The sequence below is a fragment of the Nonomuraea sp. NPDC052634 genome (assembly GCF_040678535.1).
In the GTDB taxonomy this organism is placed as follows: Bacteria; Actinomycetota; Actinomycetes; order Streptosporangiales; family Streptosporangiaceae; genus Nonomuraea; species Nonomuraea fastidiosa.
Genome location: NZ_JBFATY010000001.1, coordinates 482839 through 499532, shown reverse-complemented (window position 1 = coordinate 499532; position 16694 = coordinate 482839). Strand labels below are relative to the sequence as shown.

Here is a 16694-nt window from a genome sequence, read left to right as displayed (position 1 = left end):
CCGGATAAAGATCCATAGCGCATCAGGTTTTTTCGGTATTTATATGCTGGCGCGATGATGGCGGAGCGCGTGGTCAGTCCGGTGTTCGTCGGCCGGACGGAAGAGCTGTCCGAGCTGGCCGCGGCCCTCGGCACGGCCATCGAGCAGGGGCCGGCGGTGGCGCTGGTGGCCGGCGAGGCCGGCATCGGCAAGTCGCGGCTGCTCGCCGAGTTCGCCGGATCCCTGGGCGATCGGGCGATGGTGGTCGAGGGCGCGTGCACGGAGCTGGGCAGCGACAGCCTGCCGTACGCGCCGTTCGTCACCGTGCTGCGCAGGCTGATCCGCGTCGAGGGCGCGCTGCCCGGCCCCTACCGCCAGCTCGCCCGCTGGTTCCCCGAGCTGGGCGACGCGGGCGACGCCGAGGGTGGCAAGCACCGGCTCTTCGAGGAGGCGCTGACACTGATCGAACGGGTCGCCGCGCACCGCCCGCTGGTCATCGCCGTCGAGGACCTGCACTGGGCGGATGCCGCCACCCGCGAACTCCTCGGCTTCCTCGCCAGGAACCTCGCCCAGCCCGGCGTGCTGCTCACGATCACCTACCGGCCCCCCGAGACCGGCGACGGGCGGCTCGGGCCGCTGCTGTCGGAGCTGTCCCGCCGCCCGCGCACCACCCTGCTCCGCCTGCACCGCCTCGACCGGCAGGGCGTGGCCCGCCAGCTCGCCGCGATCCTCGGCACCGAGCCGGACGCCGCCGCCGTACGCCGGGTCCACGAGCGCAGCGACGGCAACCCGCTGTTCGTCGAGGCCCTGGCCCGCGCCGGCGAACGCACCCCCGACAGCCTGCGCAGCCTGCTGCTGTCCGGCCCGCGCGCGCTGCCGGGACCGGCTCGCGAGCTGCTGCGCATCGCCTCCGTGGCGGGCGGCAGGGTCGGGCACCGGCTGCTCGCGCAGGTGGCCGGGCAGGACGGCGCCGAGCTGGACGCGCTGCTGCGCGAGCTGATCGACGCCAGCCTGCTCGTCACATCGGGCGACGGCTACGACTTCCGCCACGCGCTGATCCGGCACGTGGTGTACGAGGACCTGCTGCCGGGCGAGCGGGCCCGCCTGCACGCCCGCTACGCCGAGGCCCTGCGCGGCTCCGGCGCCTATGCCGAGCTGGCCGCCCACGCCAGTGCCGCCGGGGACCGCAGGCTGGCGCTGACCGCGGCGTACCGGGCGGCGGGGCAGGCGCGCCGCACGTACGCGTACGAGGAGCAGGCCCGCCTCCTCGGCCAGGTGCTCAACTTGTGGGACCCGGACGTGGACCTCGGCGTGGACAGGATCGGCGTGCTGACCGAGGCCGCCGAGGCGTGCATGCTCAGCGGCGACTACGCACGGGGCGTGGACCTCGCCGCCGAGGGGCTGGCCGAGGTGGACGAGCGGCGCGAGCCGGAGCGCGCCGCCCTGCTGCTGGAGCACCGGGGCAGGCTACGGCACCGGCTGAGCATGACCGGCGTCACCGACTGGGAGCACGCCCTGGAGCTGCTGCCCGCCGGAGACGGCCTGCAGCGGGGCCGACTGCTCGGCGTGCTGGCCATGGGGCTGCTGCCGGAGGTGGACAGGGCGCGCGAGCCGTTCGAGGAGGCGCTGCGGATCGGCCGCCTCACCGGCGACCCCTTGGTCACGGTGCGGGGCCTGCTCGGCGTGGGCCTGATGCGGCGCGACCTCGGCATGCTGGAGGAGGCGCGTACGCTGGCCGCCCGGCTCGACGGCCACGACCTGCTCATGACGGTCCCGATGTACGAGGCGCTGCTGCACACCAGGGCCGGCGACCACCGGCGCGCCATCGCCGCCGCCCGCGAGGGCATGCGCCACGCCCGCCGCTACGGCCTCGGCCGCAGCCGGGGCGCGGAGCTCGCCCGCTACGCAGGGCGCGGCCTGATCCTGGCGGGACAGTGGGATGAGGCGGCCGAGCTGCTGCGCGACGGCCTCCAGGAGGATCCGCCGCCGCTGTCGCGGCAGGCCCTGCTCATCCTCTCCGGACGGCTGGCGCTGCTGCGCGGCGACCTCGCCGCGGCGGCCGAAGCCGCGTCCGCCGTCGAGCACGCGGGCCCCGGCAGCCCGTACGGCCGCCATCAGCTCCTCTGCCTGCTCGCCGCCGCCCAGGGCGCGTTCGAGCGCGCCGACCTGCTGCTGGAACGGGCCCTCGCCGACCCCGACCTCACCCGCGTCTACAGCAGCGACGCCCGCCCGGTGCTGGTGGCGGGGGCGCTGGTGCAGCGGGCCAGGCTCGCTCACGGCACGGGGGAGGCGCTGCGGCGGCGGGTCGCCGAACGCCAGGCCGAGCTCGCCGCCGCCGACGCCCGGCTCGGCGTGGACGGGCGGCTCGACCGGGCCTGGCAGGTCACGCTCCACGCGCTGCTTGATGACGACGGCTATGACCGGGCGGCCGAGGCATGGCGGGAGCTGCGCCAGCCGTACGAGCTGGCGCTGTGCCTGTACCACGGCGCCCGCGTCGCGCTGGCGGCGGGCGACCGCGAGGGCGCGACGGCCCGGCTGCGGGAGGCGGCGCGGCTGGCCGACGACCTGGGCGCGGCGCCGCTGGCCAGGGAGATCGCCCTGCTCGGGCGGCCCCGGCCGGCGCAGGAGGGGCTGACCGAGCGCGAGCGCGACGTGCTCAGGCTGCTCGCCGAGGGCCTGTCCAACCGGCAGATCGCCGCCCGCCTGCACATCTCGCCGAGCACGGCGGGCGTGCACGTCTCCCACATCCTGACGAAGCTCGGCGCGGCGACGCGTACGGAGGCGACCGCCATCGCCTTCCGCGAGGGGCTGACCGGCCCTTGACCTGTTCATCCAGCTTTACCTATGTCACACTGGACGAGTGTCGTACATCGACGTGTTGATCCTGCGGCAGCTCGCCCAAGGACCGGCCCACGGCTACGAGCTGCGCAAGCAGGTAGAGGCCGGCACCGGTTACGTGCTGCACAACAACTCCCTGTATCCGGCGCTGCGCCGCATGGAGGAGGCCGGCGCGGTGGTCAAGACCGCGCAAGCCCAGGAGAAGCGCCCGCCGCGCCACGTGTACGAGATCACCGAGGCAGGACGCGAGCTGCTGCACGACCTGCTGGCCGAGCTGCCGCCCGAGAGCGCAGGGGACGAGGCGGAGTTCCTGTGTCGCGTAGCCCACTTCGACCTGCTGGCGCCTGGGGAGCGGCTGGCCGTGCTCGACGCCAGGGAGAAGGCCGTCGAGGCCAGGATGGCGCACCTGCGCTCCCTGGACGAGGGGGCGCGCGACGACCGGTGGGGGTCGCTGGTCACCCGCGAGATGATCCGCCGCGGTGAGTCGGAACGGGAGTGGCTGCGCGAGCTGCGCGCGCGAGCCGGGGAGGGCGCATGAGCACGGGGACGTGGTGGTTCCTGGCCGGGTACGCGGGCCTTGCCGGGCTCTTCCTGCTGGAGGCGCTGGCCCGCCACGACGGGCCTGCCGTGAGCATGGACGCCTCGCCCGACGACCGCGGCACCTCCCTCATGATCGGCCTGGCCTTCGCCGTCGCCGCTTGCCTGCCGCCGCTGCTCCGCCTCCTGCCGGCCGGATCGCTGCCCCTGGCCGTGGCCCCCGCCGGCCTGGTGATCGAAGGGGCGGGTCTGGCGCTGCGCGGATGGTCGATGCGGACGCTGGGCCGCTTCTACTCCCGAACCCTCCGCATCGAGGGCGACGGGCACCGGCTCGTGCGGACGGGGCCGTACCGGCTGGTGCGGCATCCCGGCTACGCGGGCTCGCTGCTCATCTGGGCGGGGTTCGCGCTCACCTCGGGCAGCGCCGTCGCTCTCGTGGCCGTGGCCGCCCTTCTGGGCTGGACGTACGGGCGGCGTATCGCCGCCGAGGAGCGGATGCTGGAGCGGCGGCTCCCCGAGTACGCGGACTACCGGGCCGTCACGGGCGCGCTGATCCCGTTCATCAGGAGGGCGGGCGGCCCGCGCGGCTGAAATTCATCGCGTATCTCTGAGCCTCACTCAGGCAGGTCCTCCGTACGGACCCGGCCCCCGTCGAGCACGACGACCCGGTCCACGAGGTCCAGCGTCGCCCGCCGGTGCGTGATCCACACGGTGGTGCAGCCGGCCAGCTCGCTGCGCAGCCGCCGGAGCAGCCGGGCCTCGGTGCCGGCGTCGAGCTGGCTGGTGACCTCGTCGCAGATCAGCAGGGCGGGGCGGCGCAGCAGCGCCTGAGCGAGGGACAGGCGCTGCAGCTCCCCGCCCGACAGGTTCCGGCCGCGCTCGCTGAGCGGCGTGCCGAGCTGCTCGGGCAGGCCGCGTACGGTGTCGGCCAGCGCCACGACCTCCAGCGCGTGCCACAGGTCCGCCTCGCTCGCGTCCGGACGGGCGAGGCGGAGGTTGTCGGCCACGGTGCCGGAGAAGACGAACGGCCGCTGGTCGGCCAGCGCCACCCGGCGGCGCAGCTCGTCGTCGGGGATGTCGCGCAGGTCGGTGCCGTCGAGCGTGATCGTGCCCTCCGTGGGCGTGAGCGCGGCGGCCAGCAGGTAGCCGAGCGACGACTTGCCGCTGCCGGTCGGACCGAGCACGGCCGTGGCCGACCCTGGCGGCAGGTCGAGGTCGATGCCGTCCAGCACCGGCGGCACGCCAGCGGGCGCGCCGGGGTAGGCGAAGCGGACGCCGCGCATGGACACGGCGACGCCCGTACGGGGCCGCGTACTCGTTCCGGCGGCCGGCCTCGCACCCGGGACCGCGCCCGGCCCGGCGCCCGGCCCGGCGGCCGGCCTCGCGCCGGGCACCGCATTGAGCCCGGCCGCCGCCTCTGCTCCGCCCGGCCTGGCACCGGGAACGGCCGCGGCACCGGCGCCCGCTCCCGCACCCGGCGCGGACTCGTCCTGGCCGGACCCGGCGGGCGCGTCGATGATGGCGAACAGCCTCCTGGCGGCGGCCAGCGTGGTGCCGAACTCCGAGGCGAACGCCTCGACCGCCGTCAGCGCGGGCCCCAGCGCGAGGGCCACGGCGACCGACACCCACCACGCGAGCATGGTGATCCTGCCGTCCTGCCACAGGTACGCGCCGGCCAGCGCGATCGCGCACACGGTCGCCGCCAGCACGGCGGTGTTCGCGGCGCTCCGTGAGGCGGTGCGGACGGCCAGCGTCCGGGTGCCGGCGGTGGCGCGGGCGTCGAGCGCGTCGAGCCGGTCCTGCCACTGGCCGAGCGCCCGCAGCAGCGTCAGCTCGCGCAACCCGCCGATGCTGTCGGTGACGTGCGCGGCGATCTGCCCCCGGGTGTGCTGCCGCCGCCGGGCCGCACGTTCGGACGCGCGACGGCCGAGCAGCGGCACCACCAGGCCGGAGACCGCCGCACCGGCCAGCAGGATCACCCCGAGCGCCGGGTCGGCGGCCACGGCCAGGCAGGCGGCCGAGCCGATGGAGACGACGGCGGCGGCGATCGCGGGCGCGATCGTGTGGGCGTAGAAGACCTCGACGCTGTTGACGTCGGCGGTGGCGCGCGCGGTGAGGTCGCCGGAGCGGTGCTGGTGCAGGACGCCGCGCGACAGCCGGGTCAGCGCGTCGAAGAACGTGACGCGCAGCCTGGCCAGCACGGTGAACGCCACCCAGTGCCCGAGGTACTGCTCGCCGTAGTGCGCGGCGCCCTTGGCGAGGGCGAGCACCGCGATCAGCACGGCCGTCCCCGCGATGCTGATCTCGTCGATCCTGACGACCGCGCCCACGGCGACCGCGAGGATCGCGATGCCGCAGGCCAGTTGCACCACGCGCAGCGCCGTGGAGAGCGCCAGCGGGATCGCGAACGGCCGGGCGAACGCGGCCAGCCGGGCGATCATCGTGCCACCGCCTTCTCGGCCTGGACCTCGATGACCCGGTCGGCGACTCCGCTGAGCGCGGGTGAGTGGGTGGCGACGATGATCGTACGGGTGCCGCGCAGGCGGCGCAGCGAGTCGATGATGAGCTGCTCGGAACGCGCGTCCACGTGGCTCGTCGGCTCGTCGAGCAGCAGCACGGCGGCGTCGATGAGCAGCGCGCGGGCCAGCGCCAGCCGCTGCGCCTGCCCGCCCGACAGCGTGAGGCCCTCCTCGCCGACGCGCGCCTCCAGGCCGCCCGGCATCGCCTCCACCTCGGCGGCCAGCCGCGCATCCCGCAGGGCCTGCCACATGCGTTCCTCGCTCGCGGTGGGGTCGGCGAGCCGCAGGTTGCTCGCGATGGTGCCGCTGAACAACCAGCTGTGCTGGGGAACCAGCGCCAGGCCCGGCGCGCCGCCCCCGGCCGCGGGGAGGCGTACGGTGCCGCTGCGCGGCGCCAGCTCTCCGGCGATCACCGACAGCAGCGTGGACTTGCCCGCGCCCGACGGGCCCACGAGCGCCACCATCTCGCCCCGGCGCACGCTGAACGTCACGTCCGTCACGACGTCCGGCCCGCCGCCGTGGCCCGCGGTGACCGCGACCAGCTCTACCGCATCCCGTTCGTCACCGTCATCGGGATGGGCTGCGGGCGCGGCCGTGCCGCCGTGGTCCGGGGCCGCAGGGCGTTCACCGGCCAGGGCGGCGAGGATCTGACGTCCCGCGGCCCGGCCCGTCATGGCGATGTAGAAGAACTGGCCGACGACGCTGATCGGCTCGGTCAGCAGCAACGAGATCAGCACCAGCGCCACGGCCGTGCCCGCGGAGATCGCGCCCGACGCGTACCGCGACAAGGCGAGCGCGGTGCCGGTGCCGATCAGCCCGCCGTAGAACACCACGTCCGTGATGAGCAGTACGAGCTGGTTGCCCGCCAGCAGCCGCATGGTGGCGCGGCGCTGCCGCTCGCTCTCCTCGGCCAGCAGTTCGGATCGGCGCTGCGCCGCGCCCAGCAGGGTGAGCAGCCGCAGCCCCTGAATGGACTCCAGGAACTGCGCGGCGAGGCGCCTCGACTGCGTCTGGTACGCGGCGGAGGACGCGCGGAACAACCGCTGGAACCCGCCGACCACCGGCGGCACCGCCACCACGACCGCCAGCAGCACCAGCGCCGAGGTCACGTCGATGACGAGCGCGACGACCACCACGACGACCAGGGGAGTGGTGACCGACGCGACCAGCGGGCCGAGGAAGCCGCCGCGCCAGGCGGCGAGCTTGGCGGCGCTCTCGGTGGCCAGCGAGGCGAGCGAGCCCGTCACCGGGCCGCCGCCCGCGCGGGCCTCCCGCCGCGTCCCGCCGGACAGGACGAACCGGTGGATCCTCGCCCGTACGCTGACCTCCGCCACACCTTCGCCACGGCCGCGCGCGACGCCCTGGCCGACGGCACCGGCGGCGGCGAGCACGATGCCGCCCGCCATCGTCGCGAGCGCAGCCCACAGCCGGTCTCCGCCGGCCATGACGTCGTCGATGAGCCGGCCGATGCCCAGGTAGCACGTGCACAGGCCGACCGCGACCAGCCAGCCGCAGGCAAGGGCCGCCAGGACGTGGGGTCGTACCGGCAGATCGAGCCGGGATGGTGACAGGTCGGGGCTGGCGGGGCTCATCGCATCTCCTCGGGGTGCAGCCAGCGGGCGATCTCCTCCAGCCCGTCGGCGACGCGCACGCCGCCCGTGCCGTACGAGATCCGCGCCGGCAGGAGCTTGACGCGGCCGTCGCGCACGGCGGGCAGCTCCGCCACGGCCGGGTTGTCCAGGACGCCGGCGAACGACTCCCGGCCCTTGCCGGTGACGTCGATCAGCAGGATGGCGTCGGGGGCGGCGGCGATGAGCTGCTCGGCGGTGACCGGCGCGGTGGCGCGCAAACCGATCTTATCGGCCACCAGGTCCCCTCCGGCGCGCTTCACGAGATCGGAGGCGAGCACATCGGCGGCGTTGATGAACGGCCTGCCCGCCTGGTTGGACAGGATCGCCACGCCGGGCCGCCGCGCGGGCTCACCGAGCCGCGCGGCCACGTCGCGGGCGCGCCGGTCGAGCTCGGCGTTCAGCTCGGCGGCCGTGGACTCGGCGCCGAGCGCGGTGCCGAGCAGCGTCAGGTTCTGCTTGACCTCCTCCAGGGTGCTCCAGCCGTTGCCGATGGCGATCATCGGGATGCCGGCCTTGGCGAGCGCGGCCCGGGCGTCACGCTCGCCGCCGTGCCTGGTGGTGACGAGGATGAGGTCGGGGGCGAGAGAGATGATCTGTTCGGGGTCGGGATCGTTGCCCGGCGGCAGCTTGGTGGGGACCTTCGCCATCTGCTCGGCGTGGCTGGACAGCGACGCGCCGGCGCTGGACGCGGGGACGGCGATGAGCCGGTCGGGGCCGGCCAGCTCCATGGCGGCTTCGGCGGTGTCCGGCGAGAGTGCGGCGATGCGCTGCGGCCGGGCGGGGATCGTGATCTGCCGTACGGGGTCGCCGGGCACCTGGACGGTGCGCGGGAAGGCGGCGTCCGAGGGGTGGTTCGCGGGTGCGGCGGGCGCCGGGGCGCACGCGGTGAGCAGGCCGAGGCCGAGCACGGCGGCGGCGAGGCGGATCAGGGTGGGGTTCACGGGTTCTCCAAGGCGGTGACGGTGAGTGAGCCGGTGACGTCGTCGGGGCGGACCACGGCGCCGACGCCGTACGCGGTGGCCAGGTGATCGGGGGCGAGCACGGTCGCGGGCGGGCCGCAGGCGATCACCCGGCCGCCGGACAGCAGGGCCAGCTCGGTGCAGTAGCGGGCGGCGAGGTTGAGGTCGTGCAGCACGACCAGCACCGTGCGCCCGGCGCCGGCGCAGCCGCGCAGCAGCCGCAGGACGTCGAGCTGGTGGCGCAGGTCGAGGGCGGAGACCGGCTCGTCGGCCAGCAGCACGGGGGCGTCCTGGGCGAGCGCCTTGGCCAGGAGCACGAGCTGGCGCTCGCCGCCCGAGAGCGTGGCCACGCTCCGCCCGGCCAGGTGCGCGGTGCCGGTGGCGGCCATGGCGCGCTGTGCGGTCCGGTGGTCGGCGGCGCTTTCGCGGGCGAAGCGGCCGAGGTGCGGGTGCCGTCCCATGAGCGTCACCTGGTAGGCGGTGAACGGGAACGGCAGCGCGATGTCCTGGGGCAGGTAGGCCACGTCGCGGGCCAGCTCTTGGGGTTTCCTGGCGTGCACCGGGCGGCCCGCGAGCAGCACGCGTCCTCGGCTGGGGCGGTGCAGCCCGGCGATCGTCCGCAGCAGCGTGGACTTGCCCGCGCCGTTGGGGCCGACCAGACCCACGATCCGCCCCGGCGGCACGGCCAGCTCGACATCGTGGAGCACCGCGTTCCCGTCCAGCTCCACGTGCAGGCCGTCGACGGCGATCATCGGGCGCTCCTTGCGGACCAGAGCACCAGCAGCAGGAACACCGGCGCGCCGGCGAACGCGGTGACCACGCCGGTCTGCAGCGCCACCGGCACCGGCGACATCCGCGCCGCCGTGTCCGCCAGCACCAGGAACGCCGCCCCCAGCAGCGCGCTCGCCGGGAGCAGCAGCCGGTGGTCGGGCCCCGCGACCAGCCTGACGATGTGCGGCGCCACCAGGCCGACGAAGCCGATCACCCCGCTGACCGACACCGCCGCCCCGGCCAGCAGGGACGCCAGAATCAGCAGGAGGTGCCGGGTGCGGGTCACGTCCACGCCGCCGGTGCGCGCCGCGTCGTCGCCGAGCAGCATCACGTTGAGGTCGCGGGCGAACGCCGGCGTCACTGCCACACCGGCGAGCACCGGGCCGGCGATGAGCCGGACGTGCTCCCACGTACGGGCGTCCAGATCGCCCTGCAACCAGAAGACGACGCCGCGCAGCGACTCCTCGTCCGGCGCGTTGGCCACCAGAACGGACACGACCGCGCCGAGCAGCGCATTGAGCGCGACCCCCGCCAGCAGCACGGTGGCCATGCCCCGCTCCCGGCCGAACGCCCCGATCGCGTAGACCACGGCCACCGTGACCAGCGCCCCGGCGAACGCGGCGGCCGGGAGCACGAGGCCGCCAGCCGCGCCCGAGGTGATCGCCAGCACCGCCCCCACGGCCGCGCCCGACGACACGCCGGTCACGCCCGGCTCGGCCAGCGGGTTGCCGAACAACGCCTGCATCACCGCGCCCGCCACGCCCAGCGCCGCGCCGGCCAGCGCCGCCACCAGGACTCTCGGCAGCCGGAGCTGCTCGACCACGAGGACGTCCTGTGCCGTCACCCCGTCGCCCGGCAGCCCGAGGTGGGCGGCCAGGATCGTGGCGACGTCGCCGGGCGCGACCGGGACGGGGCCGAGCGAGACGGCCGCCATGCCCGCCGCGACGAGCAGCACGGCCAGCCCGGCGAGGGTGACGGCGGTCCTGGGGCGCGGTCTGGGGAGGGGTTCTTCGGGGGTGGGTTCGATCATGCGGCACCACATGCAAAGTCCGACATGGTCGAGAATGATAATGATTATCGTATTGAGTGGGAAATCGGGGGGTCGCGCAGCCGCCATGACGCAGCGGAGGTGGGACGGCGATCAGGGGGGACGGAGACCATGAGAGGGACCGCCAGAGACGGGAGCGCTGAGGCGATGGCGACGGAGCCAGGGAAGCCGGGGCAGGCGAGCAGGCGTCAGGGAAGCCGGGGCGGGCGAGCCGGGGTCAGGGAAGCCGGTGGCGGTGGTAGGCGAGGAGGGCGAGGGCCGCGATCCCGCAGGCGGCGGCCACCGCGCCCATGACCCATCCGTAGCCGGCCGCCTGGGCCAGAGCGACGGCGGCGAGCGGCGCGAGCGCCTTGTCGGCGACCGCGAACAGCGCGATCCGGCCGGACAGGCCGGCGTAGGCGGCGGTGCCGTACCGCTCGGCGAGCAGGTGCGGCAGCGTGATCGTGCCGACCCCGAACCCGATCCCGAACAGCAGCACGCACGCGACCGCCCCCGCCGCGTGCGCCGCCACCACGGGCAGCAGCAGCGCCCCGGCGCCCTGCACGGCGAAGACGCCCGCGGCGACCGGGGCGGCGTGCCAGCGGCGGCGCAGGCCGGTGGTGACCACGCGGCCGGTGACCGACAGCACGCCGAGCAGCCCGGCCACGGTGGAGGCGAAAACGGGGGAATGCCCGACGTGGACCAGGTAGGTGACCAGCAGCACCGCGATCGTGGCCACCGCACCGCTGTGCGCGGTGAAGGCCGTCGCCAGCAGCCAGAACGGCCGCGCCCGCACGGCCTCCCGCACCAGATCGTCCCGGGCCTTGGCGGCGGCCCTCGCGGCATGGTGCGCCGGCCTGCGCAGGACGAGGGCGTGCAGCGGGATCGCGGCCACGCCGTACCCGATGCCGAGGACGACCAGCGCCTGACGCCAGCCGTAGCGCTCGACGAGCAGACCCGACAGCGGCAGGAACACCGCCGATGCGAACCCGGCCACGATGGTCACCGCGAGCAGCGCGTTCGCCCGCCCGCGCCCGTGCGCAGGACCGTCGAACCAGGCGACGATGACGGCGAACGCCGGCTCGTACAGCACCATGGCCGAGGCCACGCCGATACCCAGGAACGCGGCGTAGAGCTGGAGCAGGTCGTGCGCCTGCGACCACCCCAGAACGGCCAGCGTGCCCAGCACAGAACCGGCCGTCATCAACCCCCGCCCGCCCCGCGCGTCCAGCCACCTCCCCGCGGCCGGGGCGCACAGGGCGGTGGTCAGCACGGCGAGCGTGAGCGCACCCGCGACCTGCGTACCGCTCGCGCGCAGGTCCCGGGCCATGGGGGCGAGGAAGACGGAGAAGGCGTAATAGAGCACCCCGTAGCCGATGGTCTGCGTGACGGCCAGCGCCGCGACCATCCGCCACCCCCGGTGAAACCGGCGCCGGCCGGTGGCGGCGCCAGGACCTCGGTCTCGGGCGAAGCGCGCGCGTCTGCGTTCGTGCATGACCTCAGCCTGCGCCCGGACAGGGCGCGGACGTGGATCTCCGGCGGTGAGTCGTCCGGCCGGGAAGGCGGTAATGTCCCGGGCCATGGCCTTCGACCACAACGAGCATTACCACGACCTGCTCGTCAGGGAAGTCCCCGAGGGCGCGAGCAGAGCCCTCGACGTGGGGTGCGGCGCCGGCGCGTTCGCCCGCCGGCTGGCCGGGCTCGGCCTGGAGGTCGACGCGATCGACACGGTCCCCATGCTCGATGCGGCGAGGAACATGCCGGAATCGGTGCGTTTCCGGCAGCTCGACATCACCTCGGCCGACCTCCCCGAGCGGCACTACGACTTCATCTCCTGTCTGGCGAGCATCCACCACGTGCCGTTCGCCACGGTGACCCGCTTACGCCGCGCGCTCGCCCCGGGCGGGCGGCTCGTGATCCTGGGGCTGTACCGCGAGAGCACGCTGACGGACTTCCTGGTCAGCATGGCGGCGGTGCCCGCGAACGCGGTGGCCCGCCTGGTGACGGCCGGAAGACCGCGAACCGGCCGGGCCGTGATGCCGACGACCGACCCCGTCATGACGCTGCCGGAGATCAGGGCCGCCGCCGCGGACCTCCTTCCCGGCGCCACGATCCGCCGCCTCCTCTTCTGGCGCTACCTCCTCGTCTACACCGAACCCCGGGAGACGAGCGCGGGCTGAGAGCAGGACGGGCGGGTCAGGCGGGATGCCAGCCGAGGGCGGGGCCCAGTTTCGTGGCGATGTCGGTGAGGATCTGTACGTAGTCCTCGTGCTCGAAGGTGAACGGCAGCGCGAAGGCCACCTCGTCGATCTCCTGGAACGCCGCGTGCGCGTACAGCCGCTCGGCGATCTCGGCGGATTCGCCGACGAAGTCCGGAGAGAACAGCATGCGGGCGGGACCCTGCGGTGCGGCGGTGCGGGGCAGGCGCTTGGCCGCGTACTCGGCGTACTTGGCCTTCTGCTCCTGGGTGGCCGAGTCGGTGGGGATGACGACGAGGCCCTGGGAGACGCGGGCCTTGTCACCGTGCGGGTGGCGGGCGCGGAACTCCCGGATGTGGGAGAGCTGGATCTGGGCGAAGTCCTCCGACTCCTCGGCCTTGACGACGCTGCTGGTGAGGAAGTTGATGCCCTGCTCGCCGGCCCAGCGGGCCGAGCGCAGGCTGGCGCCGCCGTACCACATGCGGGAGGCGAGACCGGGCGAGTGGGGCTGTACCCGGTCGGAGAAGACCTCGAAGCCCTCGGTGCCGCTGAAGGAGGTGGCCGGTTCGCCGCGTACGAAGCTCAGCAGCCGGCGCACCCGCTCGTAGCTGAAGTCCTCCGCGTCGGCGGTGTCCGGGTAGAGGGCGTCCTTGATCTGGTCGTAGTGCATGGGCGGGCCGACGCTGACGCCGGGGTTGAGCCGGCCGCCGGACAGGATGTCCACGGTGGCGAGGTCTTCGGCCAGGCGCAGCGGGTTCTCCCAGCCGAGGGGGATGACGGCGGTGCCGAGTTCGATGCGGGTGGTGCGCTGGGTCGCGGCGGCCAGGACGGCGACGGGGGAGGAGATGCCGTACTGCAGGTGGCGGTGGCGCACCCAGGCGCTGTCGAAGCCGAGCTGCTCGCCCAGCTCGATGATGCGCAGGGTCGACTCGTGTCCGGGGCGCGGGTCGTTCCCGTCGAACAGCCCGATGGTCAGGAAACCCAGCTTGCGCAGGGGGCGCGTGGGCAGCGGCACGGCGGCTTCCTCTCTCCCGCGATATTGCCTATCCAAAAGGTAGGTTATATCGGGACAAGGAGGAACTTGTCAGGGGATGGCGCGCAACACCCGGAAATTGTGGGTTGCGTCGCGTTCGAGCTGCTTCACCAGGCCGTACTCCCACTCCAGGTACGCCTCCATGGCCTCCCGGGGATTGTCCGTGCCCTCGTACGGCCGCCGGTACCGGTCGTTCGGGGCGACCGCGTATCGCACGGAATCCGTCTCCAAGCCCTCCCACGCCCCGGTGCCGCCGTCCAGCGCGAACACCGGGACGGAGGTGAGGCGGCGCAGGTCGGCCGCGGCGAAGCGGGCCAGCACGCCGGTCGGCGAGGTGACCACGTACCGCTCGGCGTCCCCGATCGCGCCGAGCGCGGCGGGCAGCAGCGCCCTGGCGGCGTACCAGGCGCCGGGGACGTGCCCGGCGGCGTACGCACGGCTGGGCCCGACGTCGATGACCACCGCCGAGCGGCTGTCCAGCCAGGTGCGCAGGGTCGCCGCGTCCACGGTGTCCATCCGGGGCGGCTCGGGATGGAGGGGCGGCTCCTCGCCCTTCCAGACCAGGTCATCGGGCGCGGCCGGGCTGATCGCGTACGTCTCCCAGCCCATCTGGGCCAGCCACGACCCGGTCATCGCGGCGCGGACCCCGTCGTCGTCCACGACCACGATGCGCGCGCCGCGCACCGGCGCGTAGTGGTCGGTCTCCTGCACGAGCTGCCCGCCGGGCGCGTGGCGGGCCCCGTCGAGGTGCCCGGAGGCGTACTCGGCGGCGGAGCGGACGTCGAAGACGTACGTGGTGCGCCCGGGCTCGCGCAGGCCGGGCAGGTCTCGAGCGCCGATGAAGGCGACCCCGGCCCGCTCGGCGACGGCGCGGGCCCCCGCCACGGCTCGGGCGTGGTGCTCCGGCGTCACGGCGGGCGGTGCCGTCCTGGTGGCGCCGTGGTCGAGGCGCTGCCCGGCGAGCGTCCAGCCGATGGTGCCGTCGCGCAGCGCCGCGACCGGGTTGGGCAGGCCGGCGTTGATGAGGGACTGCGCGCCGATGATGCTGCGGGTGCGGCCCGCGCAGTTCACCACGATGGGGGTGGCGGGGTCGGGCGCCAGCTCGCGGACGCGCAGCACCAGCTCCGCGCCGGGCACGCTGGTGGCGGTCGGGATGCTCGTGGTGGCGTACTCGTCGAACGTGCGCGCGTCCACGATGACCGGCGGCGTGCCCGCGTCGATCAGCTCCCGCACCCGCTGCGGCGGCAGCGATGGAGTGCCGGCGACCGACTCGACCAGCTCGCCGAACGCCTTGCTCGGCACGTTCACGTCCTGGAAGATCTCACCGCCCGAGGCGATCCAGCCGTCGAGCCCGCCCTCCAGCTCGTGCACGCGGGTGTAGCCGAGCCGCCGCAGCACGCCGATCGCCCGGGAGGCGGGGGAGTCCGCGTCGCCGTAGACGACGATCGGGGTGTCGCAGCGGGGGATGCGCCGCCAGGCGTCCAGCTCTAAGCGGGAGAGCGGGAAGCTGGCCGCCCACAGCGGGTGGCCCCGCGCGTGGACGGCCTCCTCGCGTACGTCGGCGATGACGACTTCGCTGCGGCGCAGCAGCAGCGCCCGCACCTGCTCGGCGTGCATCGGAGCGGCTCTAGCGGATCTCGACTTCGGACCAGTCGAGCCCGTCGAGGTTCACCACGATCGCCTCCTGCGTCGTACGCGCGATGACCACGACGGCCTCGGTCTCCGGGTCGGGGTTCTCCTCCCGGTGCGGCACGTACGGCGGCACGAAGATGTAGTCGCCCGGATCGGTCTCGACGCGGCGCTCCACCGGCTGGTCGCCCTCCACGTCGAGGAAGACGAAGACGGGATGGCCGGAGACGACGTAGATGGCGGTCTCGGAGGCCCCGTGGTGGTGGTTGCCCGACGCCGTGGATGCGGCGACGTGCGTCTGCCCCATCCACAGGTTGGCCGAGCCGACCGTCTTGCCGCTGATCGCCTCCAGGCGGGTCATGCCAGAGGTCTGCGTGGTCTGGCCGAGCAGCCCGCTCGGGGCCACGTGGTGCAGGGTGCGGTGGAACGGGTCGATCCCGGCGGGCACGAGCACACCGCTGGGCGTACGGACGAGGTCACGGTCGGGCATCAGGCTCCTTTGGCGAGGACGAGGTCGTGCGGGGGCACCTCGGTCAGGACCGGGGTCGTCAGCAGGCGGCGCAGCGTCTGCGCGACGCGTTCGGACACGGCGGGCTTGACGCCTCTGCGCGTCCAGAGCGCCAGCGGCAGCGGCTTGGGCCGGGGGAGGTCGTCGCGGGGCACCAGGCCGTCGGGGGTCTGCCCGAGCGTCGCCAGCAGCGCCACGCCCGCGCCCGCGCTCACGGCGGCCTGCACCCCGGCGAGCTGGTTGGCCTCGGCGGCGATCGCGACGGGCACCGCGTGGTGCGCCAGCGTGGTCAGCGCGCGGTCGCGCAGCGCGCAGGGATGGTCGAACGCGACGACCGGCAGCGGCTCGCCGTGGCGGGGCGGCGTCCAGCCGGGCGCGGAGTACCAGGTCAAGGCCAGGTCGCCGACCGGGGTGGCGTGCGGGTCGTCGGCGGGGCCGATGAGCAGGGCCAGGTCGATGCGGCCTGCGGCGAAGCTCTCGCGCAGCTTGGTGCCGCGGTCGATGCGGAACTTCACGCCGTAGCGGGGCGCGGCCCCGTCGAGCGCGGTGGCCAGGTGCGGCAGGAGCTGGGCGGCGGCGTGCTCGGTCGAGCCGATGACGATCGTGCCGCGCGGCTCCTCGCCGAAGCTGCGCAGCCCCTCGTCGTGCAGCGCGAGGATGCCGCGCGCCAGATTGAGCAGCTTCTCGCCGTCGGCGGTGAACCGGGAGCCACGCCCGCGCCGCTCCACCAACGGCCGCCCGATCGCCGACTCCAGCCGGCGGACGTGCTGGCTCACCGCCCCCTGGCTCAGGTGGAGGGCGTCGGCGGCGCGCTGGAAGCCGCCGGCGTCGGCGACGGCGACGAAGCTGCGCAACGGAGCGATGTCCAGCGTACGGTTCATGAACGCCAGCATACCCATTATTCCTACCTGATGTAAGGGTAATTATCACGTGACGTGATGAACCGCGATTAGAAACCGTCGTTGGACAGCCGGGCGTGCGACACCGCAGGCTGGGACCAGACGTCGCCCGGCGGCGCCGACGACGGCGCCCCACACCCTCGGCCGCACCGTCGCGCCGCACCTC

General features: G+C 74.5%; 14 protein-coding genes. 4 read left to right on the top strand and 10 right to left on the bottom strand.

Annotated features, from left to right (window positions below; all coding sequences use genetic code 11):
* Window positions 1-54 precede the first annotated feature (54 nt).
* The 3 genes from AB0K67_RS02415 to AB0K67_RS02405 are packed head-to-tail and all read left to right on the top strand — an operon-like array spanning window position 55 to window position 3945.
* Entirely contained in the window at window positions 55-2802 is a 2748-nt protein-coding gene (locus AB0K67_RS02415; RefSeq protein WP_364051569.1) for an AAA family ATPase, read from the top strand.
* Window positions 2803-2839: 37 nt separating this feature from the next.
* Window positions 2840-3355 (top strand): PadR family transcriptional regulator, encoded by a 516-nt coding sequence (locus tag AB0K67_RS02410; protein WP_364051566.1) that lies wholly within the window; start codon window positions 2840-2842, stop codon window positions 3353-3355.
* Window positions 3352-3945, top strand: a complete 594-nt coding sequence (locus tag AB0K67_RS02405) for an isoprenylcysteine carboxylmethyltransferase family protein (protein ID WP_364051563.1) — start codon at window positions 3352-3354, stop codon at window positions 3943-3945. The genes AB0K67_RS02410 and AB0K67_RS02405 overlap by 4 nt, the downstream gene beginning before the upstream one ends.
* Window positions 3946-3968: 23 nt before the next feature.
* On the opposite strand, the gene AB0K67_RS02400 is transcribed toward AB0K67_RS02405, so the two are convergent.
* The 6 genes from AB0K67_RS02400 to AB0K67_RS02375 form a co-directional block, all read right to left on the bottom strand.
* Window positions 3969-5795 carry an ABC transporter ATP-binding protein gene (locus tag AB0K67_RS02400; protein ID WP_364051560.1) on the bottom strand — a complete coding sequence of 609 codons (1827 nt, stop codon included), beginning with the start codon at window positions 5793-5795 and terminating at the stop codon, window positions 3969-3971.
* Complete coding sequence (locus AB0K67_RS02395; protein WP_364051557.1) at window positions 5792-7465, bottom strand: ABC transporter ATP-binding protein; 1674 nt, start codon at window positions 7463-7465, stop codon at window positions 5792-5794. Before AB0K67_RS02395 ends, AB0K67_RS02400 begins: the two co-directional genes overlap by 4 nt.
* On the bottom strand, window positions 7462-8445 hold the full coding sequence (locus AB0K67_RS02390; RefSeq protein WP_364051554.1) for an ABC transporter substrate-binding protein: 984 nt from the start codon (window positions 8443-8445) through the stop codon (window positions 7462-7464). Before AB0K67_RS02390 ends, AB0K67_RS02395 begins: the two co-directional genes overlap by 4 nt.
* Complete coding sequence (locus AB0K67_RS02385; RefSeq protein ID WP_364051551.1) at window positions 8442-9215, bottom strand: ABC transporter ATP-binding protein; 774 nt, start codon at window positions 9213-9215, stop codon at window positions 8442-8444. The genes AB0K67_RS02390 and AB0K67_RS02385 overlap by 4 nt, the downstream gene beginning before the upstream one ends.
* On the bottom strand, window positions 9212-10264 hold the full coding sequence (locus AB0K67_RS02380) for an iron ABC transporter permease (protein WP_364051548.1): 1053 nt from the start codon (window positions 10262-10264) through the stop codon (window positions 9212-9214). Before AB0K67_RS02380 ends, AB0K67_RS02385 begins: the two co-directional genes overlap by 4 nt.
* 235 nt (window positions 10265-10499) lie before the next feature.
* Window positions 10500-11669, bottom strand: coding sequence for an MFS transporter (locus AB0K67_RS02375; RefSeq protein ID WP_364051545.1), 1170 nt, complete (start codon window positions 11667-11669; stop codon window positions 10500-10502).
* 172 nt (window positions 11670-11841) lie between these two features.
* Here AB0K67_RS02375 and AB0K67_RS02370 point away from each other — a divergent pair, with 172 nt between their 5' ends.
* The gene (locus tag AB0K67_RS02370) at window positions 11842-12441 is read left to right on the top strand and encodes a class I SAM-dependent methyltransferase (protein ID WP_364051542.1); all 600 of its coding nucleotides are present in this window, start codon (window positions 11842-11844) and stop codon (window positions 12439-12441) included.
* A gap of 16 nt (window positions 12442-12457) precedes the next feature.
* Here the strand turns inward: AB0K67_RS02370 and AB0K67_RS02365 are convergent, their stop codons facing one another.
* The 4 genes from AB0K67_RS02365 to AB0K67_RS02350 all read right to left on the bottom strand — a co-directional run bounded on the left by AB0K67_RS02365 (window position 12458) and on the right by AB0K67_RS02350 (window position 16510).
* Window positions 12458-13474 (bottom strand): LLM class flavin-dependent oxidoreductase, encoded by a 1017-nt coding sequence (locus AB0K67_RS02365; protein WP_364051539.1) that lies wholly within the window; start codon window positions 13472-13474, stop codon window positions 12458-12460.
* A gap of 69 nt (window positions 13475-13543) precedes the next feature.
* On the bottom strand, window positions 13544-15109 hold the full coding sequence (locus tag AB0K67_RS02360; protein ID WP_364051536.1) for a rhodanese-like domain-containing protein: 1566 nt from the start codon (window positions 15107-15109) through the stop codon (window positions 13544-13546).
* Between the two features lie 10 nt (window positions 15110-15119).
* Window positions 15120-15611, bottom strand: coding sequence for a cupin domain-containing protein (locus tag AB0K67_RS02355; protein WP_364051533.1), 492 nt, complete (start codon window positions 15609-15611; stop codon window positions 15120-15122).
* Window positions 15611-16510, bottom strand: coding sequence for a LysR family transcriptional regulator (locus AB0K67_RS02350; RefSeq protein WP_364051530.1), 900 nt, complete (start codon window positions 16508-16510; stop codon window positions 15611-15613). The genes AB0K67_RS02355 and AB0K67_RS02350 overlap by 1 nt, the downstream gene beginning before the upstream one ends.
* Window positions 16511-16694 lie beyond the last annotated feature (184 nt).